This is a genomic window from Micromonospora sp. NPDC000668 (genome assembly GCF_042897975.1).
GTDB lineage: Bacteria > Actinomycetota > Actinomycetes > Mycobacteriales > Micromonosporaceae > Micromonospora.
In genome coordinates this window covers 245,150-264,336 of the sequence record NZ_JBIAYP010000001.1, presented here as the reverse complement: position 1 = coordinate 264,336, position 19,187 = coordinate 245,150, and the positions used below count along the sequence as shown (strand labels likewise).

Genomic DNA, 19,187 nt, shown 5'->3' with positions numbered 1-19,187 from the left:
GTGACCGGCGGGCGGGATGGTTCCCCCGCCCGCCGGTGACCATGGTCAGTTGACCGTGATGGTCAGGTTGGCCGAGCGGGTCTCCCCACTGGTGTAGGTGACCGTCACCCGGGCGGTGAAGGTCCCCTTGCGTGGGTAGCCGTGGCCGGTCGACCGCAGGGTCGCACCGTGCGTGACGGCGCTGTTGTCGCCGAAGTCCCACGCGTAGTCGGTGATGCTCTGCCCGGACGGCGCCGTCGCGGTCGCGGTCAGGGTGGTGGTCAGCGGCGCCGTGCCGCTGCCCGGGCTGGCCGCGAGGGCGAGCGTCCCGCCGGGCTCTTTCTTGCTGCCCGAATCACGGTACTGACAGCCAGTGATAACCGTCAATAGTCCTTAAGGTAAGCGTCTTCCTGATCTGATCGCCCCGGGCTGGCCCCGCCACCGCTGTCAGCCCAGCGGCACCTGCGCCGGCCGCTCGCCATCCCCGGTGGCGCCGATGCCCCCGGGAACCGTGACCGGGGCAGTGACGATCCGGCTCGGCAGCACCGGCGCGTCCCGGCCCGTGCCCCGCCGCCGGTCGCCGCCGGTGGACTGCTCGTGGTAGTCCTGCTCCACGTTCACCGACCAGACGTCATGCGCGCTGCCGGTGGCGATGTTCTCCGCGGTGAGCATGGCGGTGAGCATCGAGTGGTCCTGGTTGTTGTAGCGGTGCATGCCATTGCGCCCCACCGGGTGAACGTTCGGCACCGCCTCGGCCAGCCAGGCCCGGATCACGTCCACGTTGTGCTGGTAGCGCTCGTCGTACACCGGGTACGCCTTCGGCATCCGCACCACGTAGCCGGCCTCCACCACGCCGGGCCGGGCCAACCCCAGCCGCTCCAGCTCCGCGGTGGCCAGCGCCACCAGGTCGGCGTCCGGGGTACGCCACATCTCGTCGTCCTCGAAGACGAAGTACTCCAGGCCCAGGCAGGTGCGGCCGTCCTTGACCAGGTACGGCGACCAGGAGCCGAAGTTCTGGATCCGGCCCACCCGCACGCCCTGGTCGTGCACGTAGATCCAGTTGTCCGGGAACGAGAACTCGGCCGGCACCACCAGCGCGACCGTCAGGAAGTCGCGGTAGCGCAGGTCGGCGGCGCAGGCCAGCACCTCCGGCGGCGGCTCCGGGCGCAGCGCCGCCACCAACTCCGAGATCGGCATCGACGAGACCACGTGGTCGGCCGGCGTGGTGCGTTGCCCGCCCGGGCCGTTGACCGTCACGCTGATCGCCCGCCGTCGCCGCGGGTCGCGGTGCACCGCGGTGACCCAGGTGCCGGTCGACACCTCCCCGCCACGGTCGCGCACCTGCTCGGCGCAGCGTTCCCACATCATCCCCGGTCCGTACTTCGGGTACTGGAACTGCTCGATCAGACTGGTCACGTCCGTGCGGTACCGCCGGGGCAGCACCGCGTTGCGGATCGCCTTGGCCAGCGACAAGTTCTTGATCCGCTGCGCGGCCCAGTCCGCCTGCAGCCGGTCCGCCGGCATCCCCCAGACCTTCTCGGTGTACGTCTTGAAGAAGATCGAGTACAGCCGCCAGCCGAACCGGGCCGACACCCAGCCCTCGAAGTGCGACTGGTCCCGCGGCGGGCGCAGCCGGGCACGGGCGTACGAGCCCAGGCAGCGGGCGGCCTCCGGCAGCCCGAGGTTGCGCAGCGCGTTCGCCGCGCTCAGCGGGTAGTTGAACAGCGCGCCCCGGTAGTAGATCCGGCTCATCCGGGGCCGGGTGAGGAAGTCCTCGTCCGGCAGGATCTCGTGCCAGAACGCCTCCACCCGGGGCACCTTGGTGAAGAACCGGTGCCCGCCGATGTCGAAGCGCCACCCGTCGCGCTCCACGGTCCGGCTGATCCCGCCGACCACCTCGTCCGCCTCGAACACCTGTACCGGCAGCCCGTGCCGGAGCAACTCGTACGCAGCCGTGAGTCCAGCCGGCCCCGCACCGATGACCACCGTGCCGTGCTGCTCGCCCATGCCCCCGCGCTCCCTGCTCACCCGCTGTGGTTGAGGCGCGGCGCGTACCCGTTCTGCGCCGGACTTCACTCTCGCGGCGGCGCGGGTCACGGCGGTTTCCGCTCCGGCGGGGCGCGCGGCGGCGTACAACGGGAGGGGCGACACCCCCGCGGCGGGTGAGTCTGGGGCGGACCGGGGGAGCGGGGCGGATGCGCCGGTGGCGGAGCGGCCGGGGGCGCGCGACGGCGCTGGCCGCCGGACTGGCCGGGGCGGCCCGGGCCGGGACGCGGCTGGCCCGCCGGGTGCCGTCGCCCTGGCCCTACCTGCTCGGCCTCTTCCTCGGCGCGAAGCTGCTGCTCACCCTGGTCGGGTTGCTGGTCCTGCACGCCTGGGACGGCATCCCCGGCGCGCCGCCGCCGGACGAGGCGTTGATGTGGGCGGAGCAGCGGGACGTCTCCGGGCACCGGTGGATCTCCTTCTGGTTCGCCTGGGACGCGCTGCTCTACCTGCGGCTGAGCCAGCTGCCGCTGACCGGGCCGTGGGCGGACTTCGGCTTCCCGTTGCTCTACCCGTTCCTGGCCCGGCCGGTCGGCGCGCTGCTCGGCGGCGACAACGCGCTGGCCCTGCTGCTGATCAGCAACGTCGCGTTCCTGCTGGCCCTCTGGTACGGCTACCGGCTGGCCGAGCTGCTGCTCGGCGATCCGGACGCGGCTCGCCGGTTCACCCGGTACCTGGTGCTGCTGCCGACCGCGTTCCTGTTCCAGGCCGCGCTGACCGAGTCGCTCTTCGTCTGCCTCGCGCTGGCCTCGTTCTACTACGCGGAGCGGCGCCGCTGGCTGCTGGTCGGCGTGCTCGGCTACTTCCTGGCGATGAGCCGGTCGGTCGGCCTGCTCGTCGCGCTGCCGCTGGCCCTGGTGCTGCTCCGCCAGCACGACTGGCGGCTCGGCCCGCGCGCCCTGCTCGGATACCTGCGGATCGGCTGGCCGCTGTTGCTGCTGCCCGCCGGCTGGTTCACCTTCATGGCGTTCTGTCGGTGGCGTGGTGGGGACTGGTTCGCCTACCAGCACGCCCAGCAGGAAGGGTGGGGGATCGAGGTGCAGAACCCGGTGCCGGTGCTGTTGGGTGGGTTGGCCGGGGAGACGCGCGACGCCGCCCGGGTCTGGTTCGCCGTGGCCGTGCTGGCCGTGCTGGTCGCGGGGTTCCGCCGCCGGGAGCTGGCCTACCTGGTCTACGGCGTACTCATGGTGCTGGTGCCGCTGTCGATGGGCCCGCCGGTCTACAAGAGCCTGCTGCGCTACCTGCTCGCCGCGTTCCCGGTGGCCCTGGTGCTGACCCGCTGGGCGCGCCGCGCCACCGTCGACGTGTGGCTGACCGCGGCCCTCGCCCTGGTGCAGGGCGCGCTGTTCGTACTCTGGCTCAGCTACTGGACACACATGATCATATGAGCGGGCCTCCGGCCTGCCGGGCCCACCGGGCCTGTGGGAGCCTGCTACCCGACGTCGGCCCGTACCCCGTGGAGGTTTCGTGTTCGCCCTGCCGCTGACCGAGGAGGTTGAGCTGCGCCCGCTGGACCCGTGGCGGGCCGAGGAGTTCCTCGCCCACCTGGACCGGGCCCGGGAACACATCCAGCCGTGGGTGTCGCCGTCGTTCGTCGCCACCGACCTGCCCTCGGCCCGGGCGGTGCTCCAGCGGTACGCCGACCGCTGGGCTACCGACGCCGGTGGCATCTGGGGGCTGTGGTGGCGCGGCACGCTGGTCGGCGGGGTGATGTTCGTGTCGTTCGACGTGGCGCTGGGCGTCTGCGAGGTGGGCTGTTGGGTGGAGCCGGCGGCGCAGGGGCGCGGCATGGTCGCACCGGCGATCCGCCGAATCGTCGACTGGGCCGTACGCGAGCGCGGCATCCAGCGGGTGGAGTGGCGCACCAACGCCGAGAACGCCCGCAGCATCGCGCTCGCCCGCCGGCTCGGCCTGCGCCACGACGGCACTCTCCGCCAGGTGTACCCGCGCCCGAACGGGCGGATCGACCTTGAGGTCTGGTCGGTGCTGGCCGACGAGTGGCTGGCCGGGCCGGCCGCCCGGCAGCCTACCGTCCACTGACGACGGCAGGGTTCTGTCGTACCCGGGCGGCACCATGCATCCATGGCCGTCCCCGCGCTCACCCCGCACCCCGACCCGCCGCGCTCCGTGCCGCTGCGCGAGGCGCGCACCCGGTTCAGTCAGCTTGTCGCGCTGGCCGAGCTGACCGACGCGGTCACCGTCGTCACCCGCGACGGCGATCCCCGTCCGATCGCCGCCATCGTCCCGGCCGCCGCCGCCCGCAGCGGTGCGCAGGCTCGCGCCGACGCTGACCGGCTCGCCACGGTCACCGCCGGCTGGGCCCGTCGGCTCGACGAGCAGCACCGGCGCAGCAGTCAGCGGCACGCAGCCGAGCTGGGTGCCGTCCGCGCGGCGCTGGCCGAGGCGTGGGCTGAGCTGGACCGGCGCGTCATCCCCGGCAGCGACCCGGCGCTGGCCCGGCTGCGCGCCGCGCACGCCGACCTGCTTGCCGGCTGAGCCGCTGTAGGCCGGCCGCCCGCACGCCGACCCTGCTCGCCGGGGGCCGGGGTCAGCCGTTGGCCGGGTAGGCGTGCGTCTCGGTCGCCTTGACCGCCACCCAGACGCGCTGCCCGGGGATCAGCCGCAGCTGGGCGGCGGCGGCCGGGGTGACGTCCGCGGCCACGCCGATCGGTCCGTCCAGCTGCACCCGCACGTTGTCGCCGTGCCGTTGGACGCCGGCGACGGTGCCCGCCCAGGTGTTGCGCGGGCTGCCCTCCGGCCGGGACGGGTGCAGGGCCACCGCCGTCGGGCGGAACGCGACGAACGCCTCGCCGTCCAGCCGGTCGGCGACGGTGAGGGACAGGTCCGGCGCGACCCGTACCCCGTGCCCCTCGGCTCGGCCCCGGTAGAGGTTCAGCCCGACCAGCCGGGCCACGTAGTCCGTGCGGGGGCGGGCGGTCACGCTCGGGCCGTCACCCTCCTGCACCACCCGCCCACCCTCCACGATGACGAGTCGGTCGGCCAGCGCCAACGCGTCCAGCGGGTCGTGGGTGACCAGCACCGTCGCCCCGGGGTGCGCGGACAGGTGGCGGTGCAGCTCCGCGCGGGTGTCCAATCGGGTGCGGGCGTCCAGCGCGGCGAGTGGCTCGTCCAGGAGCAGCAGTGACGGCTCGACGGCCAGTGCCCGGGCCAGCGCCACCCGCTGCGCCTGCCCGCCGGAGAGCTGTCGGGGCCGGCGGTGCGCCTGGCCGGCCAGCCCCACCCGGCCGAGCCAGTCCCGGGCCGTGGTCCGCGCCGCCCGCCGGTCGACGCCGTGCCGGCGCGGGCCGAATGCCACGTTGTCCAGGGCACTCAGGTGCGGAAAGAGCAGGTAGTCCTGGAAGACCACGCCGATCGGCCGACGTTCGGTGGGCACCCAACCCCGGCTTGCCGGCCGGTCCAGGTCGACGCCGTCGAGGGTGACGTGCCCGGCGGTGAGCGGCTGCAGCCCGGCCAGCGCGCGCAGCGCGGTGGTCTTGCCGGCGCCGTTCGGCCCGAGCAACGCGACTACCTCGCCGGGTGCGACCCGCAACGGCACCTCGAGTCGGAAGGCGTCCCGGTCGACGACGAGCCGGGCGTCGAGCAGCGGTGCGGTCATGGGCCGGTGATCCAGCGGTCCCGTAGCGCGGCCAGGATGCCCACCGAGACGATGAGCAGCACCAGGCTGAGCACCATCGCGGATTCCAGGTCGGTCTCCAGGGCCAGGTAGACGGCGAGCGGCATGGTCTGCGTCCGGCCCGGATAGTTGCCGGCGAAGGTGATGGTGGCGCCGAACTCGCCGAGCGCCCGGGCCCAGCAGAGCACCGCGCCGGCGGCCAGCCCCGGTGCCACCAGGGGCAGCGTGACGTGGGTGAAGGTGGTCCACCGGCCGGCGCCCAGCGTCGCGGCGGCCTCCTCGTACCGGTTGTCGGTGGCCCGCAGCGCACCCTCCACGGCGATCACCAGGAACGGCATGGCGACGAACGCCTCGGCCAGCACCACGCCCGCGGTGGTGAAGGGCAGGGTGATGCCGAACGTGGCGTCGAGCCAGCCGCCGAGCAGCCCTCGACGGCCGAAGACCAGCAGCAGTGCCACCCCGCCGACCACCGGTGGCAGCACCAGCGGCACGGTGACCAGGGCGCGGACCAGCCGGCGGCCGGGGAACTCGACCCGGGCCAGCAGCCAGGCCAGCGGCACGCCGAGCAGCAGGCAGAGCACGGTGGCGAGGGTGGCGGTCTGCACCGACAGTCGCAGCGCGGTCAGCGCTCCCGGCTCGGTGAGCCGCTGCGGCAGCGTCGTCCACGGCGCCCGGACGACCAGCCCGGCCAGCGGCAGGACGAGGAAGAGCAGCCCCAACCCGGCGGGGATCAGCAGTGCCGCCGGCACCCGACCCCGCCGACGGGGCGCGGCGGCGTCGAGGACCCGGCTCACGGAGCCTGGAACCCGGCCTCGGCGAGAACCGCCTGCGCTGGTGCCGAGCGGACGTACGCGACGAAGGCCTGCGCGCCGGCCGGGTTCGGCGCCTCCTTCAGCGCCACGATCGGGTAGTCGTTGACCGCCCGCGCCGACTCGGGAAACTCCACGCCGGCCACGTCGGCGGCCGCCGCCCGCGCGTCGCTGCGGTAGACCAGGGCCGCGTCGACCTCGCCGAGCTTCACCTTGGCCAGCGCGCCCTTGACGTCCTGCTCCAGGGTGACCGGCGTCAGCGCGACGCCGGCCGCGTCCAGCGCGGTCCGGGCCGCCGCGCCGCAGGGCACCTGTTCGGCGCAGAGTGCCACCTTCACCCCTGGCCGGATCAGGTCGGCGAGCCCGGTCACCCCCTTCGGGTTGCCCCGGGGCACCGCGATCACCAGTTGATTGCGGGCGAAGGTGCTCGGTGTGCCGTCGGCGTTGCCGGCCTTGGTCACCGTGGTCATGTTCGTCGGCGCGGCCGAGGCGAACACGTCCGCCGGCGCCCCCTGGTTGATCTGGTTGGCCAGGGCCGAGCTGCCCGCGAAGTTGAAGGTGACCGAGCTGCCCGGGTTGGCGGCCTCGAAGTCACTGCCGATGCGGGTGAACGACTCGGTCAGCGAGGCGGCGGCGAACACCGTCACCGTGCCGGTGACCTGGCCGTCCGCGGCGCTACCCGGTGCCTCGTCCCCGGCGCAGCCGGAAACCACCAGCCCGGCCACCGCCACCATGGCCACCAGCGCGGCGCGCACTCCCTGCCTGCTCATCCGCCGGTCCTTCCCCTGGTTGGGGCGGCGGGTGCGGCCCGTTCCACCACCACCGTGGTCGACTTGATCACTGCGACGGCCACCGACCCGACCCGCAGGTCGAGCTCGTCGACCGCTTCCCGGCTCATCAGCGACACGATCCGGAACGGGCCGGCCTGGATGTCGACCTGGGCCATCACGGTGTCCTTGCGGACGTCGACGACGATGCCGCGCAGTCGGTTGCGGGCCGAGGACAGCTCCGCGCCCGCGTCCGGGTCGGCCGCCTGGGCGCGGGCGAAACCGGCCAGGTCGACGCCGTCGATGACCCGGTGGCCGTGCGCGTCCCGCCCGGCGGGCAGTCGCCCGGCGTCCACCCAGCGGCGGATCGTGTCGGCGCTGACGCCGAGCAGGTCGGCCGCCTCGCCGATCCGAAACATCGTCACGGCCACACCCTAGCGCCCGCATCTGCGAGTACGAAAGGGCCTGGGAGCCAGCTTTCACGTACCCCGAGGGCTCTTTCAGGCCGCAGGTGCGGCCGTCGGTGACCGCCCCGGAAGTCGTTCTTCCTGGTGTCCGGATCAGCCCAGTTGCAGGGAAGGTGCTCCCTGCGGCCGCCTCGACGCGGCACTTTCCCTGGCGTTGCGGATCTCGGGCACGGCCCCACCCGCACGACCGAGGGTGGGGCCGGCTCATCCCGGGGAGGTTCAGCAGTTGCGCAGCTCAGGCGACTGGTTGAGCAGTTGACCGCGCGGTGAGACGAAGCGGCGGTAGGCCGGCCCGTCCACCGTGTCGGGGCGGAAGGCCGCCACGCGGTGGCAGTTCTGGAAGGCGAGGCGAACCCCGAAGTGCCGCTCCAGGCCAGCCCGGATCGCGTCGCTCGCCAACGCCCGGAGCAGTTGCCCCCGGTCGGCCTCGGTCGGGGGCGGGATGGCGTTGTCGGCGCGGTCGGACCCGCTGGACTCCAGTTCGGCGACCACCCGGCTGACGGTGGCCCAGGCGTACGGCAGCGAGTCGCGGACGCAGGCGATGAAGGCGTCGTCATCGACCGGGCCACGTTCGGCGGCGTCGAGCAGGGCGGGCGGGACGGTCAGCGACATGGTTCTCCTCCAAGTCGATAACGAAAGCCGTTGTCGTTAACGGCGCGAACTGAGCACACCACGTCCTCCGGACGACGTCAACGATGTCCGCGCGCGCCGTACCGCCGTTTTGCGGTCTCCCGGCGGTCAGGCCCGGCGGGGGTGGCCCTTGAGGTGCCGGCCCAGCTCGCGGGCGATCTCCCGGTTGGCGTCCCGCTCGGCCAGCGTCTGCCGCTTGTCGTAGGTGCGCTTGCCCTTGGCCAGGGCCAGCTCGACCTTGGCCCAGCCGTTGTCGAAGTACATCGACAGCGGGACCAGGGTCACCCCGCCCTCGCGGACCTTTTCCAGGATCCGGTCGATCTCGGACCGGCGCAGCAGCAGCTTGCGGTTGCGCCGGGGGGCGTGGTTGGTCCACGTGCCGTAGGCGTACTCGGCGATGTGCAGGCCGTACAGCATGAGCTCGCCGTCGCGCTCGTGGGCGAACGCGTCCACCAGTGACGCCCGCCCCTCGCGCAGCGACTTCACCTCGGTGCCGACCAGCACGATGCCCGCCTCGTACGTCCGGAGCACGGTGTAGTCGTGTCGGGCCTTCTTGTTCGAGGCGATCAGCCGGCGTTCGGGCTGCTGGGACGGAGTCACCCGGCGACGATATCCGGCCGGCGGCTCAGGGGCTCAGCCGCCGGTCCGCGCGCAGCCGCTCAATCAGGTCCCGCTCCGCAGCCACGAACGACTCCTCCGACTCGCACGGCCAGTGGCCCAGGATCGGCGGTGGCACGCTGTCGTACGGCGGTGGCACCACGCCGTGTGGGTCGGCCAGCCGGGTGTCCACCGCCGCCATCGGCCCGGTCAGCGTCTCGTGGTCTCCGGGTCGGTGCCGGGCGAAGATCCAGCCACCGAGGGGGTCGGTGTCCCGCCACAGGTTCCGCCATCGCCAGCCGACGCGCTCGCCGATCTCCCGCAGCACCTCGTCGTTGACGTACGCGGGGAACAGCCGCGCGTACACCCGTTGCAGCGGCGACCCGTAGGTCAGCAGGGCGACCCGGTCGGTGACCCGGGGTGGCAGTTGCAGCACCGTGGCGGCGAGCAGCACCGACCCGTGGCTGTGCCCGGCCAGCAACACCCTCTCGCCCTGCTCGACCAGGTAGGTGATCCGCCGGGTCAGCTCCGGCACGGCCCGCTCGGCGTAGCAGGGCGGAGCGAAGGGGTGCGCGGCCCGGGGCCAGAAGGTGCCGAGATCCCACAGCACGCCCACGTACCGGCGGAACTGCGCCGTCCGGTACGCGAAGATGCCGCCGATCACCAACCCGAGCACGATCGCGGCGATCGCGTAGCTGCCCATCCCGATCAGGAAGTTGACCAGGTCGGCGGGTACACCGACGTAGCGCTGGATCACGTCCCCGGGATAGAGCTGGAACAGGCCGAGCACGCTGGTGGCCAGGCCGAGCGCGGCCAGTCCCGCGTAGACCGTGGTGAGCGGTTCCAGCCGTTCGGTGAACCGGGCCCGGGCCACCGTCCGCTCGACCTGGCGCAGCCGGTCCGCCGCCTCCGGCGGCGCGTGCGGGAAGTCGGCGGCCACGATCGCCCTCGCGGCCCCCCACCGACCATGCCGGGTCAGCACCGTGACCACGCCGCCGACCAGCAGCGCGGTCAGCACCGCGATGAAGAACCCGAAGATCGCCCACTTGTACGCCAGTGGCGGGCTGGTGGCCAGCCCGTCAGCGGTGTCCCCGTCCCGGTCCAGCAGATCCGACACCCGGTAGACCAGTTCGGCGGAGAACGCCACGGCGAGGCCTGCGGCCACCGTGACGAAGACCGGCGCGCCCAGCGCCCGCAGCGGTGAGCTGCCCGGCCGCCCGCCCCGTCGCCAGATCACCAGCGCGGTGAGTACGACCAGTAGCGCGGTCTGGCTGGCGAACAGCCAGGCCACGCTGGCGCCGTACCCGGGCAGCTCGCGGCTCTGCGGCCACGGCTGCGGACTACTGATGGTGTGCACGATCACCAGGATGGTCAGCCCGCAGGTGATCGTGCGCAGCCCGCGGGTGAGCGCGTCGACCCGGGCGGCCGGGCGGGGTCGGTCGATGCTCTGCACCACGGTGAGCAGGACCAGGCAGGCGAGCAGCACCGCCCCGGTGGCCACCAGCAGCAGCAGCAGATCCCACGAGGCGCCCCGGCTGGCCCGGGCGGCCAGCAGGCTGCCGTCCAGGGTGGCGAACGCGGCGGCGACGTGCACCGAGCGCAGCCGGCCCACCAGCGGTGCGCCGTCCCACTGGCCGACCGCACTCAACTGGGTCTCGGAGGCTGCGGGCTCCCGGGTCCGAAACGCGTCGAACGAGTGGCCGGGGCGCGCGCCCAGCCACCAGACGAGCCCGATGGCGGCGACCGGCACCAGCGCCAGCAAGCCCAGGCGCACTCCGGGCGAGCGCCCGCCGAGCCAGGACAGCCAGCTCCGCTCGGCCAGGCAGGACGGGGTGCCCGTGCAGCGCCAGGCGACGAGGTCCAGCGCCACCCCGACGATGGACAGCACGTAGAGCATGGTGAGGGTGAGTGCGAGCACCCGGCACAGCGCGACGATGCCGTGCTTCGAGGCGCGGCTTGCCGGGCGCATCCAGAGCGCCACGTTGCAGAGCATGAATGGCAGCAGGAACACCAGCGACAGCGTCCGCACGGCCGTGCCGGACGGCAGGTCACTCCACCGGTACGCCTCCAGCGTCATCCCGCCCGTCCCGGTTTCGTCCGGGTAGCCCGCGCGTGGGCGGTAGAACCCGCCGCTGCGGTCGCCGGCGACCTGATGGACGTGCGGCCGGTCCAGCACCTGGTCCGCCCCCGCACCGGAGACGCCGTGCACCCGCAGCTCCACGATGCGGCCCGACGTCGTCGGTCCGGTCGGCGACGCGTCCGCCATGGGCCCCCCGAGGTGTGCGCGGCAGCTGGGCGGGTGGTCGGTGTGCGGCCACCCGCGCGGCGACCCGGCTTACCCGTCCCGGCCCCGGCCAAGCGTGCTTCGGCGGCCGGACCGACCCCGGCCGGTGCGGCGTACCCCGGTCAGGTGGTTTCATGGGCGCCATGGCGAACCCGGTGATCCTGACCGTCGACGACGACCCGGTGGTCTCCCGGGCGGTGGCCCGGGACATCCGCCGCCACTACGGCGACCGCTACCGGGTGCTGCGGGCCGCCTCCGGCCCGGAGGCGCTGGACGCGTTGCGGGAGGTCAAACTGCGCGGCGAGCAGGTGGCGCTGCTGCTGGCCGACCACCGGATGCCGGAGATGACCGGCGTCGAGTTCCTGGAGGCCGCGATGGACATCTTCCCGGCCGCCCGCCGGGTGCTGCTCACCGCGTACGCGGACACCGACGCCGCCATCGAGGCGATCAACGTGGTCGACCTGGACCATTACCTGCTCAAGCCCTGGCACCCGCCGGAGGAGAAGCTGTACCCGGTGGTGGACGGCCTGCTGGAGGCGTGGGCGGTCACCCCGGACGCGGCGACCACCGAGATCCGGGTGGTCGGTCACCGCTGGTCGGCGCCGTCGTTCAAGGTCCGCGACTTCCTGGCCCGCAATCTGGTGCCGTACCGCTGGCTGCTGGCCGACGATCCGGAGGGCGTCCGACTGCTCGACGCGGCGGGGGCCACCGAGGCGGACGTGCCGCTGGTGGTGACCGCCGAGGGTAAGGCGCTGATCGCGCCGAGCGAGGCCGAGTTGGCCGGGCTGGCCGGGCTGACCGTGGTGCCGGCGTCCGACTTCTACGACCTCGTGGTGATCGGCGCCGGCCCGGCCGGTCTGGGCTCGGCCGTGTACGGCGCGTCGGAGGGCCTGCGCACCGTGCTGGTCGAGCGGCGGGCGACCGGCGGGCAGGCTGGCCAGAGCAGCCGGATCGAGAACTACCTGGGCTTCCCGGACGGCGTCTCCGGCGCGCAGCTGACCGACCGGGCCCGGCGACAGGCGGTGAAGTTCGGCGCCGAGCTGCTCAGCGCCCGGGAGGTGGTCGGCCTGACCGAGGCCGGCTCCGCCCGGCTGCTGCGCTTCGGCGACGGCACCGAGATCGCCGCGCACACCGTGGTGCTGGCCACCGGGGTCTCCTACCGGGTGCTCGACGCCCCCGGGCTGGCCGACTTCACCGGCCGGGGGGTCTTCTACGGCTCCACCGCCACCGAGGCGCCGAACTGCGTCGAGCAGGACGTCTACATCGTCGGCGGGGCCAACTCGGCCGGCCAGGCCGCAGTGCACTTCTCCCGGTACGCGGCCAGGGTGCACCTGCTGATCCGGGGCGCTGACCTGACCACCTCGATGTCGCGGTACCTGATCGACCAGTTGGAGCGGATCGACCGGATCACGGTGCACCCGCACACCGCCGTGGTCGGCGGCGCCGGGCAGGACCACCTGCAACGGCTCACCCTCTGCGACACCCGCACCGGGGAGGCCCGCTCGGTCGACACGTCATGGCTGTTCATATTCATCGGCGCCGAGCCCCGGACCGACTGGCTGGACGGGGTGCTGGTCCGCGACGGGCGTGGCTTCATCGTCACCGGTCCCGACCTGGTGACCGGTGGTCGGCGGCCGGCAGGCTGGTCGCTGTCGCGCGACCCGTACCACCTGGAGACCAGCCTGCCGGGGGTGTTCGCCGCCGGGGACGTGCGGGCCGAGTCGGTCAAGCGGGTCGCCTCGGCCGTCGGCGAGGGCGCCATGGCCGTGTCGCTCGTGCACCGCTACCTGGAGGCCCAGTGAGCGCGAGGAGTGAGCCGGGCCTGCGAGCCCCGCAGTCGCGAACCAAGGAGGCCCAGTGAGCGCGAGGAGTGAGCCGGGCCTGCGAGCCCCGCAGTCGCGAACCAAGGAGGCCCAGTGAGCGCGAGGAGCGAGCTGGGCCTGCGAGCCCCGCAATCGCGAACGAGGGAGGCCCAGTGAGCACCGAGACCGATCGCCTGACGCCGGCGCAGCTGCGCACCCTGTTCCTGTTCGAGGCACTCGACGATGCGCAGCTCGACTGGCTGGCCGAACACGGCCGGGTCGAGCAGCGTGCCGGCGGCACCCTGGTGTACGGCGAAGGCGAGGCGGCCACCTGCTTCTTCGTGCTGCTGCGCGGCGCGGTGGCGTTGAGCCGGCAGGTGCGCGGCGACGACGTCGAGACCAGCCGGACCGACCAGCGCGGGGTGTACGGCGGGGCCACCCAGGCGTACCTGGGCGACCAGGTCGAGCAGATCTACCGCAACAGTCTGCGGGCGGTGACCGACGCGGAGTTCTTCGTGCTGCCGGCGGAGGACTTCGCGCACGCCCTGCGGTCCTGGTTCCCGATGCCCATGCACCTGCTGGAGGGGCTGTTCTTCGGGATGCGGAACAGCCAGACGATCGTCGGCGAACGGGAGCGGCTGCTGGCGCTCGGCTCACTCTCGGCGGGGCTGACCCATGAGCTGAACAATCCGGCTGCGGCGGCGGTGCGGGCCACCTCGGTGCTGCGCGACCGGGTCGCCGGGATGCGGCACAAGCTCGCGATGATCGCCGACGGCCGGCTGGACGGCCGGGCCCTGCACGGGCTGGTCGCGTTGCAGGAGGAGGCGGTGGCCCGGGTGGCCACCGCGCCGAAGCTGACCCCGATGGCCACCGCCGACGCGGAGGACACCCTCACCGACTGGCTGGAGGAGCGCGGGGTGAGCGGCGCCTGGGACCTGGCGCCGATCCTGGTCGGCGGCGGGCTCGACGCGGCCTGGCTGGGTCGGGTGAAGGAGGCGGTCGGCCCGGCGGACCTGGAGGCGGCGGTGCGCTGGCTCACCTACACCGTCGACACCGAGCTGCTGATGCGCGAGATTGGCGACGCGGTGACCCGGATCTCCGGCCTGGTCGGCGCCGCCAAGCAGTACTCCCAGCTGGACCGCGCGCCGTACCAGGTGGTGGACGTGCACGACCTGCTCGACGCCACGCTGGTGATGTTCAAGGCGAAGATCCCCGCCCAGGTCAAGCTGGTCCGCGAGTACGACCACGGCCTCCCGCCGGTCCCCGCGTACGCCGCCGAGCTGAACCAGGTGTGGACCAACCTGATCGACAACGCGCTGGGCGCGATGGGGGAGAAGGGCGTGCTGACCGTCCGCACCGGACGCGTCGGCGACCTGCTGGCCGTGGAGATCACCGACACCGGCCCCGGCATCCCGCCCGAGGTACGCCCGCGCATCTTCGAGCCCTTCTTCACCACCAAGCCGGTGGGCGCGGGCACCGGCCTGGGGCTGGACATCTCGTACCGGATCGTGGTGCACAAGCACCACGGCGACATCCGGGTGGAGACCGAGCCGGGGCGGACCACCTTCCGGGTCCTGCTGCGGGTCACCGAGGCCACGCCGCCGACCCCCTGACCCGCGGAGTTGGCGGGCGTTCATCGCCTTCACCCGGCGCGGCCGACCTGGAGTGGTCGCTTCGGCGCGGGCCGAACGATGACGGCCGTACGGTCGGCGACCATGACGATCAGCCACACCCCAACCGCCACCGAGCACCTGACGATCAACCCGAGCATCCTGTACTTCGGCACCCCGGTGGCGCTGCTCAGCACCGAGAACGACGACGGCAGCGCCAACCTGGCACCGATCTCGTCGGCGTGGGCCCTCGGCCAGGTCGTCGTGCTGGGCCTCGGCCGCGAGGGGCAGACCGCGCACAATCTTGCCGCTCGCCCCGACCTGGTGATCAATCTTCCCGCTGCTGACCAGTGGGAGGCTGTCGAGCGGCTGGCGCCGTTGACCGGACGGCACCCGGTGCCGGTGGCCAAGCGGGACCGGTTCCGACACGAGCCGGCGAAGTTCGAGGCCGCCGGCCTGCGGCCGCAGCCGTCGCGCTGCGTCCGACCGCCCCGGGTGGCCGAGTGCCCGCTGCACCTGGAGGCCCGTGCCACCCGGATCCACGCCGACGTCACTGACACGTTCCTCATCGTCGAGGCCCACGTCCTGGCGGTGCACGCCGACGCCCGCATCGTCGTGCCGGGCACCGACCATGTCGACCCGGCGGCCTGGCATCCGTTGATCTACAACTTCCGCCACTACTTCGGGCTCGGCGCCGAGCTGGGTCACAGCTTCCGCTCGGAGACGCCGGCCGGCTGACCTGGGTGACTCGGGATCTTCCGGTTTGTGACGACACGCCATTGGCACACCCGTGCGACGCGCCGATTACCTGAAGACATCGAACGGTTGCGGGCAGTAGTGTCGGGCGGCATCCGTGATCCCGCCCCGAGGAGGGTCCGTGGAGTCGATGGCCCGGCAGCGCACCGCTCCCCAGGACGACGATCCGCCGGGCGATCCGCCCGACACCATGCTGCCGGAGCTGGAGGATCGCGACTGGATGCACCACGCGCAGGAGTTCGCGCACACCAGTTTCTGGGCGGTGGCCCGCCGGCTGCCCCGGCTGGTCCGGGAGGCGGTCGGGCTGGCCTGGGCCACCAACCGCAGGGACACCGTCGCGTCCATCGGGCTCAACGTCGCCGCCGGGGTGATGACCACGTTCGGCCTGCTCGCCACGACCAGTGTGCTGCGCGAGTTGTTCGCCGCGGGTCCCACCCCGGACCGGGTCCGCTCGGCCCTGCCGGCGCTGATCGTGGCCGCTGCGGCGGTGTCGGCGCGCGGCGGTCTCACGATCGCGGCCGGCTGGGCCCAGGCCCGACTGACCCCGCAGATCAACTATCAGGTCGAGCTTCGGCTGTTCGAGGCCACCACGGCGGTGGACCTGGCCGCGTTCGACGACGCCGGCTTCGCCGAGGAGATGGATCGGGCGCGGGACCGGGGGATGGCGGAGGCGGCGTACATCGTCGACCACACCGTCAACCTGGTCACCGGTGTGGTCGGCATGCTCGCCACCGCGGTGGCGGTGACCGTCATCCAGCCGCTGCTGCTGCCCTGCCTGCTGCTCGCGGCGATACCCCAGGCGATCACTGCGGTGCGGATGGCCCGCCGGGAGTACCTGGCGATGCTGGCCCGGATCACCCGACGGCGTCGGATGTGGATGCTGGCCCACCTGATGGCCAACCGGCACACCGCCGCCGAGGTGCGCGCCTACCAGATGCGCGACTTCCTGCTGGCCGAGTATCGCGGGGTGATGGCCGTCGAGACCCGGGCCCAACTGCGCCTGGTCCGCTCGCAGACCGGCACCCGGGTGGTCGGCGCCACGGTGGCGGGCCTGGCCACCTTCGGGGTGTACGCGGTCCTCGGCGGCCTGTTGCTGAACGGGATGGTCGCCCTCGCGGCCGCGGCCACCGCACTGCTCGCCCTGCAGTCCGCGCGGACCAGCCTGGGCGTCGCGGTCATCGCCACCAACTCGCTGTACGAGGACGCCCTCTACTACCAGGACTACCGCGACTTCCTCGACCGCGCCCAGACCCGCGTGCCGATCGGCGGCGACCAGGTGGCCGAGGGTGTCGACGCGATCGAGGTGGACGAGGTGAGCCTGCGCTATCCGGACACCGACGCGCCGGCGGTGGACCGGGTCAGCCTGACCGTCCGGCGGGGCGAGGTGATCGCGCTGGTCGGCGAGAACGGCTCCGGCAAGACCACCCTGGCCAAACTGATCGCGGGGCTCTACCGGCCGACCGGCGGGGTGATCCGCTGGGACGGCGTCGACGCCGCCGAGCTGGACCCACGCGCCCTCGGCGCGCAGGTGGCCGTGATGACCCAGGAATGGTGGAAGTTCCCGTTCACCGCCGGGCAGAACATCCGCGTAGGCCGGCACGACCGCCCGCCGGAGCGACCCGGCCCCAGCGTGCAGGAGGCAGCCGGAGCGGCCGCCGCGCACGACATGATCGTCGGCCTGCCACACGGCTACGACACCCTGCTCGACCGGGAGTTCAAGGATGGGCACGAGCTGTCCGGCGGGCAGTGGCAGCGGCTGGTCGCCGCTCGCGGCCTCTACCGCGACGCCGCGCTGCTGATCTGCGACGAACCATCGGCTGCGCTGGACGCCCGCGCCGAACACGCCCTGTTCCAGCACCTGCGCCGCCGACCCGACCGAGCGGTCGTCCTGATCACCCACCGGCTGGCCAACGTTCGGCACGCCGACCGGATCTTCGTCATGGACCGGGGTCGACTCGTCCAGCACGGCAACCACGACGAGCTGATGGCGGCCGGCGGTCTCTACCGGGAGCTGTTCGAGCTCCAGGCCGCCGGCTACCTCGCCGGCACTGACGACGCACTACCCCGCTGACACCCGCGCCGATCGCGCGGCTGTCGCGCCGACCGAACCGACTCAAGATCGCGCTACATCCTGGTCGTAGTGGCCTCCAACCGCCCCGATACCACTACAACCAGGATGCAGCGCGATCTTGACCCGGGAGAGGCCGGGGGAGTGGGAGGTCAGGCGCGGCGGTTGGGGGTGAGAAAGTCGGCGAGCACCCGGGTGTGGGTGGAGAATGCCAGCTCGACCGGGTCGGTGAGCACCAGCCACTCGGTGGCCTCCTCGGTCGGCGCCGACGGCGGCAGTTCCTCGATCGGCCGCTCGGGCAGCACTCCGAAGATCATCATGGTGCCGCCGGCCGGTGCCCCGTGCACCGCGAAGAGGCGGGCGTCCTCGGCCGCCGCGACCAGCCCGGTCTCCTCCCGCAGCTCACGGACCAGCGCGTCGGACCACTCCTCGCCGTACTCGATGAAGCCGCCGGGCAGCGCGAGCAGCCCGCGGGCCGGCGCGATGTCCCGGCGGACCACCACCACGCCCAGGCCCTCGGCGGTGCGGACCGGCAGCACCGCCACCGCGACGGGCAGCGGGTTGCGCCAGACGGTCTCGCCGCAGCCCGCGCAGACCCGCGGCCACCCGGCCGTCGCCGGGTAGGCGGCGCCGCAGTAGGAGCAGTGCGAGTACGGCGAACCGATCATGCGGCTGCACGTTACCCGCACCGCCGCAGTCGATCGGAGGACGGCGGCGGCGCGGGGGATGTGCTCAGGCGGTCGGGGCGCCGGTGTAGAAGGCGGTGGTGCGCTCGGCGGCGGCCTTTGCCTCGTCGGCGTCGGTGCCGGCGGCGGTGCTCGCCTCCCCCCACAGTTGGCTGCTCAGCTCCATGAACCGGCGCCCCTCGTCGGAGGCGCTCCACTCGACGCTCTGCTCCGGCGAGACCCCGCTGCCGTCGCCGGCCAAATAGGAGGCGAGGCCGAGCAGGCCCAGGTCCCACCCGACGCCGACCGCACCCGGGCCGAACTGGGCCCACCGGTCCTGGTCGACATGCGCGATGTGGTCCAGCTCGAAGCGGGTCCGCTCGGCGTCCACCGGGGTGAGCCGCACCTCGATCCAGCTCACCTCGTTGCCGTACTCCCAGGTGGCGGTGAAGCGGTGCGGCGGGTCGCAGGTCTCGATGGTGCCGCCCGCGTTGCCCTCGAGCTGGTAGCGCCCGTGCAGCCGCAGGTCGCCGGAGATCGGCAGGAACCAACGCGGAATACGTTCGGCGTTGGTGCAGGCATCCCAGAGATCTTCGAGTGTCGCGTGGTACGTCTGGCTGACCGTGCTCACCCGGGCCTCGCCGGCCTCCAGGGTGCGGCTGCCGACCGTGCGCTGGACGGCGTTGATCTGCTCCGTCGCGTCGATCATCGTGTCTACCTCTCTTCGGGGTCTCCTGGCCCGCGCAGCCGACGCTCGCGTCGGCCCCGGGCCAGCTCGGTGGCGAGTGCCGCCAGGGGCGGGGTCCAGAACCGGCGGAAGTGCTCCAGCCAGCCGTCGACCTCGCGCAGCGGGCGCGGGTCGACCGCGTACAGCCGCCGGGTGCCCTCCGGCCGCACGGTGGCGAAGCCGTTGTCCCGCAACACCTTGAGGTGCTGGGACACGGCGGGCTGTGAGATGCCGAACTCGTCACGGATCACCGCGTTGACCGCGCCGGCGGTCTGCTCGCCGGCGGCGAGCAGCTCCAGGATGCGGCGCCGGACCGGATCGCCCAGCACGTCGAAAGCGTGCACGACGA

At 73.1% G+C, this 19,187-nt stretch carries 19 protein-coding genes; 7 read left to right on the top strand and 12 right to left on the bottom strand.

Annotation, left to right across the window (positions count from 1 at the left end):
- Positions 1 to 45: 45 nt before the first annotated feature.
- Both ACFY29_RS01210 and ACFY29_RS01205 read right to left on the bottom strand, forming a co-directional pair.
- Positions 46 to 366 carry a PKD domain-containing protein gene (locus ACFY29_RS01210; protein WP_386982314.1) on the bottom strand — a complete coding sequence of 107 codons (321 nt, stop codon included), beginning with the start codon at positions 364 to 366 and terminating at the stop codon, positions 46 to 48.
- Between the two features lie 60 nt (positions 367 to 426).
- The gene (locus tag ACFY29_RS01205; RefSeq protein WP_386982312.1) at positions 427 to 1,986 is read right to left on the bottom strand and encodes an NAD(P)/FAD-dependent oxidoreductase; all 1,560 of its coding nucleotides are present in this window, start codon (positions 1,984 to 1,986) and stop codon (positions 427 to 429) included.
- 188 nt (positions 1,987 to 2,174) lie between these two features.
- On the opposite strand from ACFY29_RS01205, the gene ACFY29_RS01200 reads away from it, so the two are divergent.
- The 3 genes from ACFY29_RS01200 to ACFY29_RS01190 all read left to right on the top strand — a co-directional run bounded on the left by ACFY29_RS01200 (position 2,175) and on the right by ACFY29_RS01190 (position 4,518).
- A complete protein-coding gene (locus tag ACFY29_RS01200) occupies positions 2,175 to 3,410 on the top strand; it encodes a hypothetical protein (protein WP_386982310.1) in 1,236 nt (411 codons plus the stop codon).
- Between the two features lie 79 nt (positions 3,411 to 3,489).
- Positions 3,490 to 4,062: a GNAT family N-acetyltransferase gene (locus ACFY29_RS01195; protein WP_386982308.1), complete on the top strand. Its 573-nt coding sequence runs from the start codon at positions 3,490 to 3,492 to the stop codon at positions 4,060 to 4,062.
- A 42-nt stretch (positions 4,063 to 4,104) separates the two neighbouring features.
- A complete protein-coding gene (locus ACFY29_RS01190) occupies positions 4,105 to 4,518 on the top strand; it encodes a type II toxin-antitoxin system Phd/YefM family antitoxin (RefSeq protein ID WP_386982306.1) in 414 nt (137 codons plus the stop codon).
- A gap of 52 nt (positions 4,519 to 4,570) precedes the next feature.
- Here the strand turns inward: ACFY29_RS01190 and ACFY29_RS01185 are convergent, their stop codons facing one another.
- From ACFY29_RS01185 to ACFY29_RS01155, 7 genes are all read right to left on the bottom strand, one after another.
- On the bottom strand, positions 4,571 to 5,638 hold the full coding sequence (locus ACFY29_RS01185; protein ID WP_386982305.1) for an ABC transporter ATP-binding protein: 1,068 nt from the start codon (positions 5,636 to 5,638) through the stop codon (positions 4,571 to 4,573).
- A complete protein-coding gene (locus ACFY29_RS01180; RefSeq protein ID WP_386982303.1) occupies positions 5,635 to 6,450 on the bottom strand; it encodes an ABC transporter permease in 816 nt (271 codons plus the stop codon). Before ACFY29_RS01180 ends, ACFY29_RS01185 begins: the two co-directional genes overlap by 4 nt.
- Positions 6,447 to 7,199 (bottom strand): molybdate ABC transporter substrate-binding protein, encoded by a 753-nt coding sequence (gene modA, locus ACFY29_RS01175; protein ID WP_386984585.1) that lies wholly within the window; start codon positions 7,197 to 7,199, stop codon positions 6,447 to 6,449. The genes ACFY29_RS01180 and modA overlap by 4 nt, the downstream gene beginning before the upstream one ends.
- Positions 7,200 to 7,231: 32 nt before the next feature.
- Entirely contained in the window at positions 7,232 to 7,657 is a 426-nt protein-coding gene (locus ACFY29_RS01170; RefSeq protein ID WP_328416157.1) for a MerR family DNA-binding transcriptional regulator, read from the bottom strand.
- A 261-nt stretch (positions 7,658 to 7,918) separates the two neighbouring features.
- The gene (locus ACFY29_RS01165) at positions 7,919 to 8,311 is read right to left on the bottom strand and encodes an SCO5389 family protein (RefSeq protein WP_386982301.1); all 393 of its coding nucleotides are present in this window, start codon (positions 8,309 to 8,311) and stop codon (positions 7,919 to 7,921) included.
- Between the two features lie 126 nt (positions 8,312 to 8,437).
- Positions 8,438 to 8,929, bottom strand: a complete 492-nt coding sequence (smpB, locus tag ACFY29_RS01160) for an SsrA-binding protein SmpB (RefSeq protein ID WP_328416160.1) — start codon at positions 8,927 to 8,929, stop codon at positions 8,438 to 8,440.
- A gap of 25 nt (positions 8,930 to 8,954) precedes the next feature.
- Positions 8,955 to 11,192 (bottom strand): hypothetical protein, encoded by a 2,238-nt coding sequence (locus ACFY29_RS01155; protein ID WP_386982299.1) that lies wholly within the window; start codon positions 11,190 to 11,192, stop codon positions 8,955 to 8,957.
- 152 nt (positions 11,193 to 11,344) lie between these two features.
- Here ACFY29_RS01155 and ACFY29_RS01150 point away from each other — a divergent pair, with 152 nt between their 5' ends.
- The 4 genes from ACFY29_RS01150 (at position 11,345) to ACFY29_RS01135 (ending at position 17,449) form a co-directional block, all read left to right on the top strand.
- On the top strand, positions 11,345 to 13,012 hold the full coding sequence (locus tag ACFY29_RS01150; RefSeq protein WP_386982297.1) for an FAD-dependent oxidoreductase: 1,668 nt from the start codon (positions 11,345 to 11,347) through the stop codon (positions 13,010 to 13,012).
- A gap of 173 nt (positions 13,013 to 13,185) precedes the next feature.
- Positions 13,186 to 14,625 (top strand): ATP-binding protein, encoded by a 1,440-nt coding sequence (locus ACFY29_RS01145; protein ID WP_386982295.1) that lies wholly within the window; start codon positions 13,186 to 13,188, stop codon positions 14,623 to 14,625.
- 102 nt (positions 14,626 to 14,727) lie between these two features.
- Entirely contained in the window at positions 14,728 to 15,360 is a 633-nt protein-coding gene (locus tag ACFY29_RS01140) for a flavin reductase family protein (protein ID WP_386982293.1), read from the top strand.
- Between the two features lie 148 nt (positions 15,361 to 15,508).
- Positions 15,509 to 17,449 carry an ABC transporter ATP-binding protein gene (locus ACFY29_RS01135; protein ID WP_328426598.1) on the top strand — a complete coding sequence of 647 codons (1,941 nt, stop codon included), beginning with the start codon at positions 15,509 to 15,511 and terminating at the stop codon, positions 17,447 to 17,449.
- 149 nt (positions 17,450 to 17,598) lie between these two features.
- Here ACFY29_RS01135 and ACFY29_RS01130 read toward each other — a convergent pair whose 3' ends face one another.
- From ACFY29_RS01130 to ACFY29_RS01120, 3 genes are all read right to left on the bottom strand, one after another.
- The gene (locus ACFY29_RS01130) at positions 17,599 to 18,114 is read right to left on the bottom strand and encodes an NUDIX domain-containing protein (RefSeq protein ID WP_355607098.1); all 516 of its coding nucleotides are present in this window, start codon (positions 18,112 to 18,114) and stop codon (positions 17,599 to 17,601) included.
- Positions 18,115 to 18,178: 64 nt separating this feature from the next.
- Complete coding sequence (locus tag ACFY29_RS01125; protein ID WP_328416172.1) at positions 18,179 to 18,820, bottom strand: SRPBCC family protein; 642 nt, start codon at positions 18,818 to 18,820, stop codon at positions 18,179 to 18,181.
- Positions 18,821 to 18,825: 5 nt separating this feature from the next.
- On the bottom strand, positions 18,826 to 19,182 hold the full coding sequence (locus ACFY29_RS01120; RefSeq protein WP_386982291.1) for an ArsR/SmtB family transcription factor: 357 nt from the start codon (positions 19,180 to 19,182) through the stop codon (positions 18,826 to 18,828).
- Positions 19,183 to 19,187: the final 5 nt, after the last annotated feature.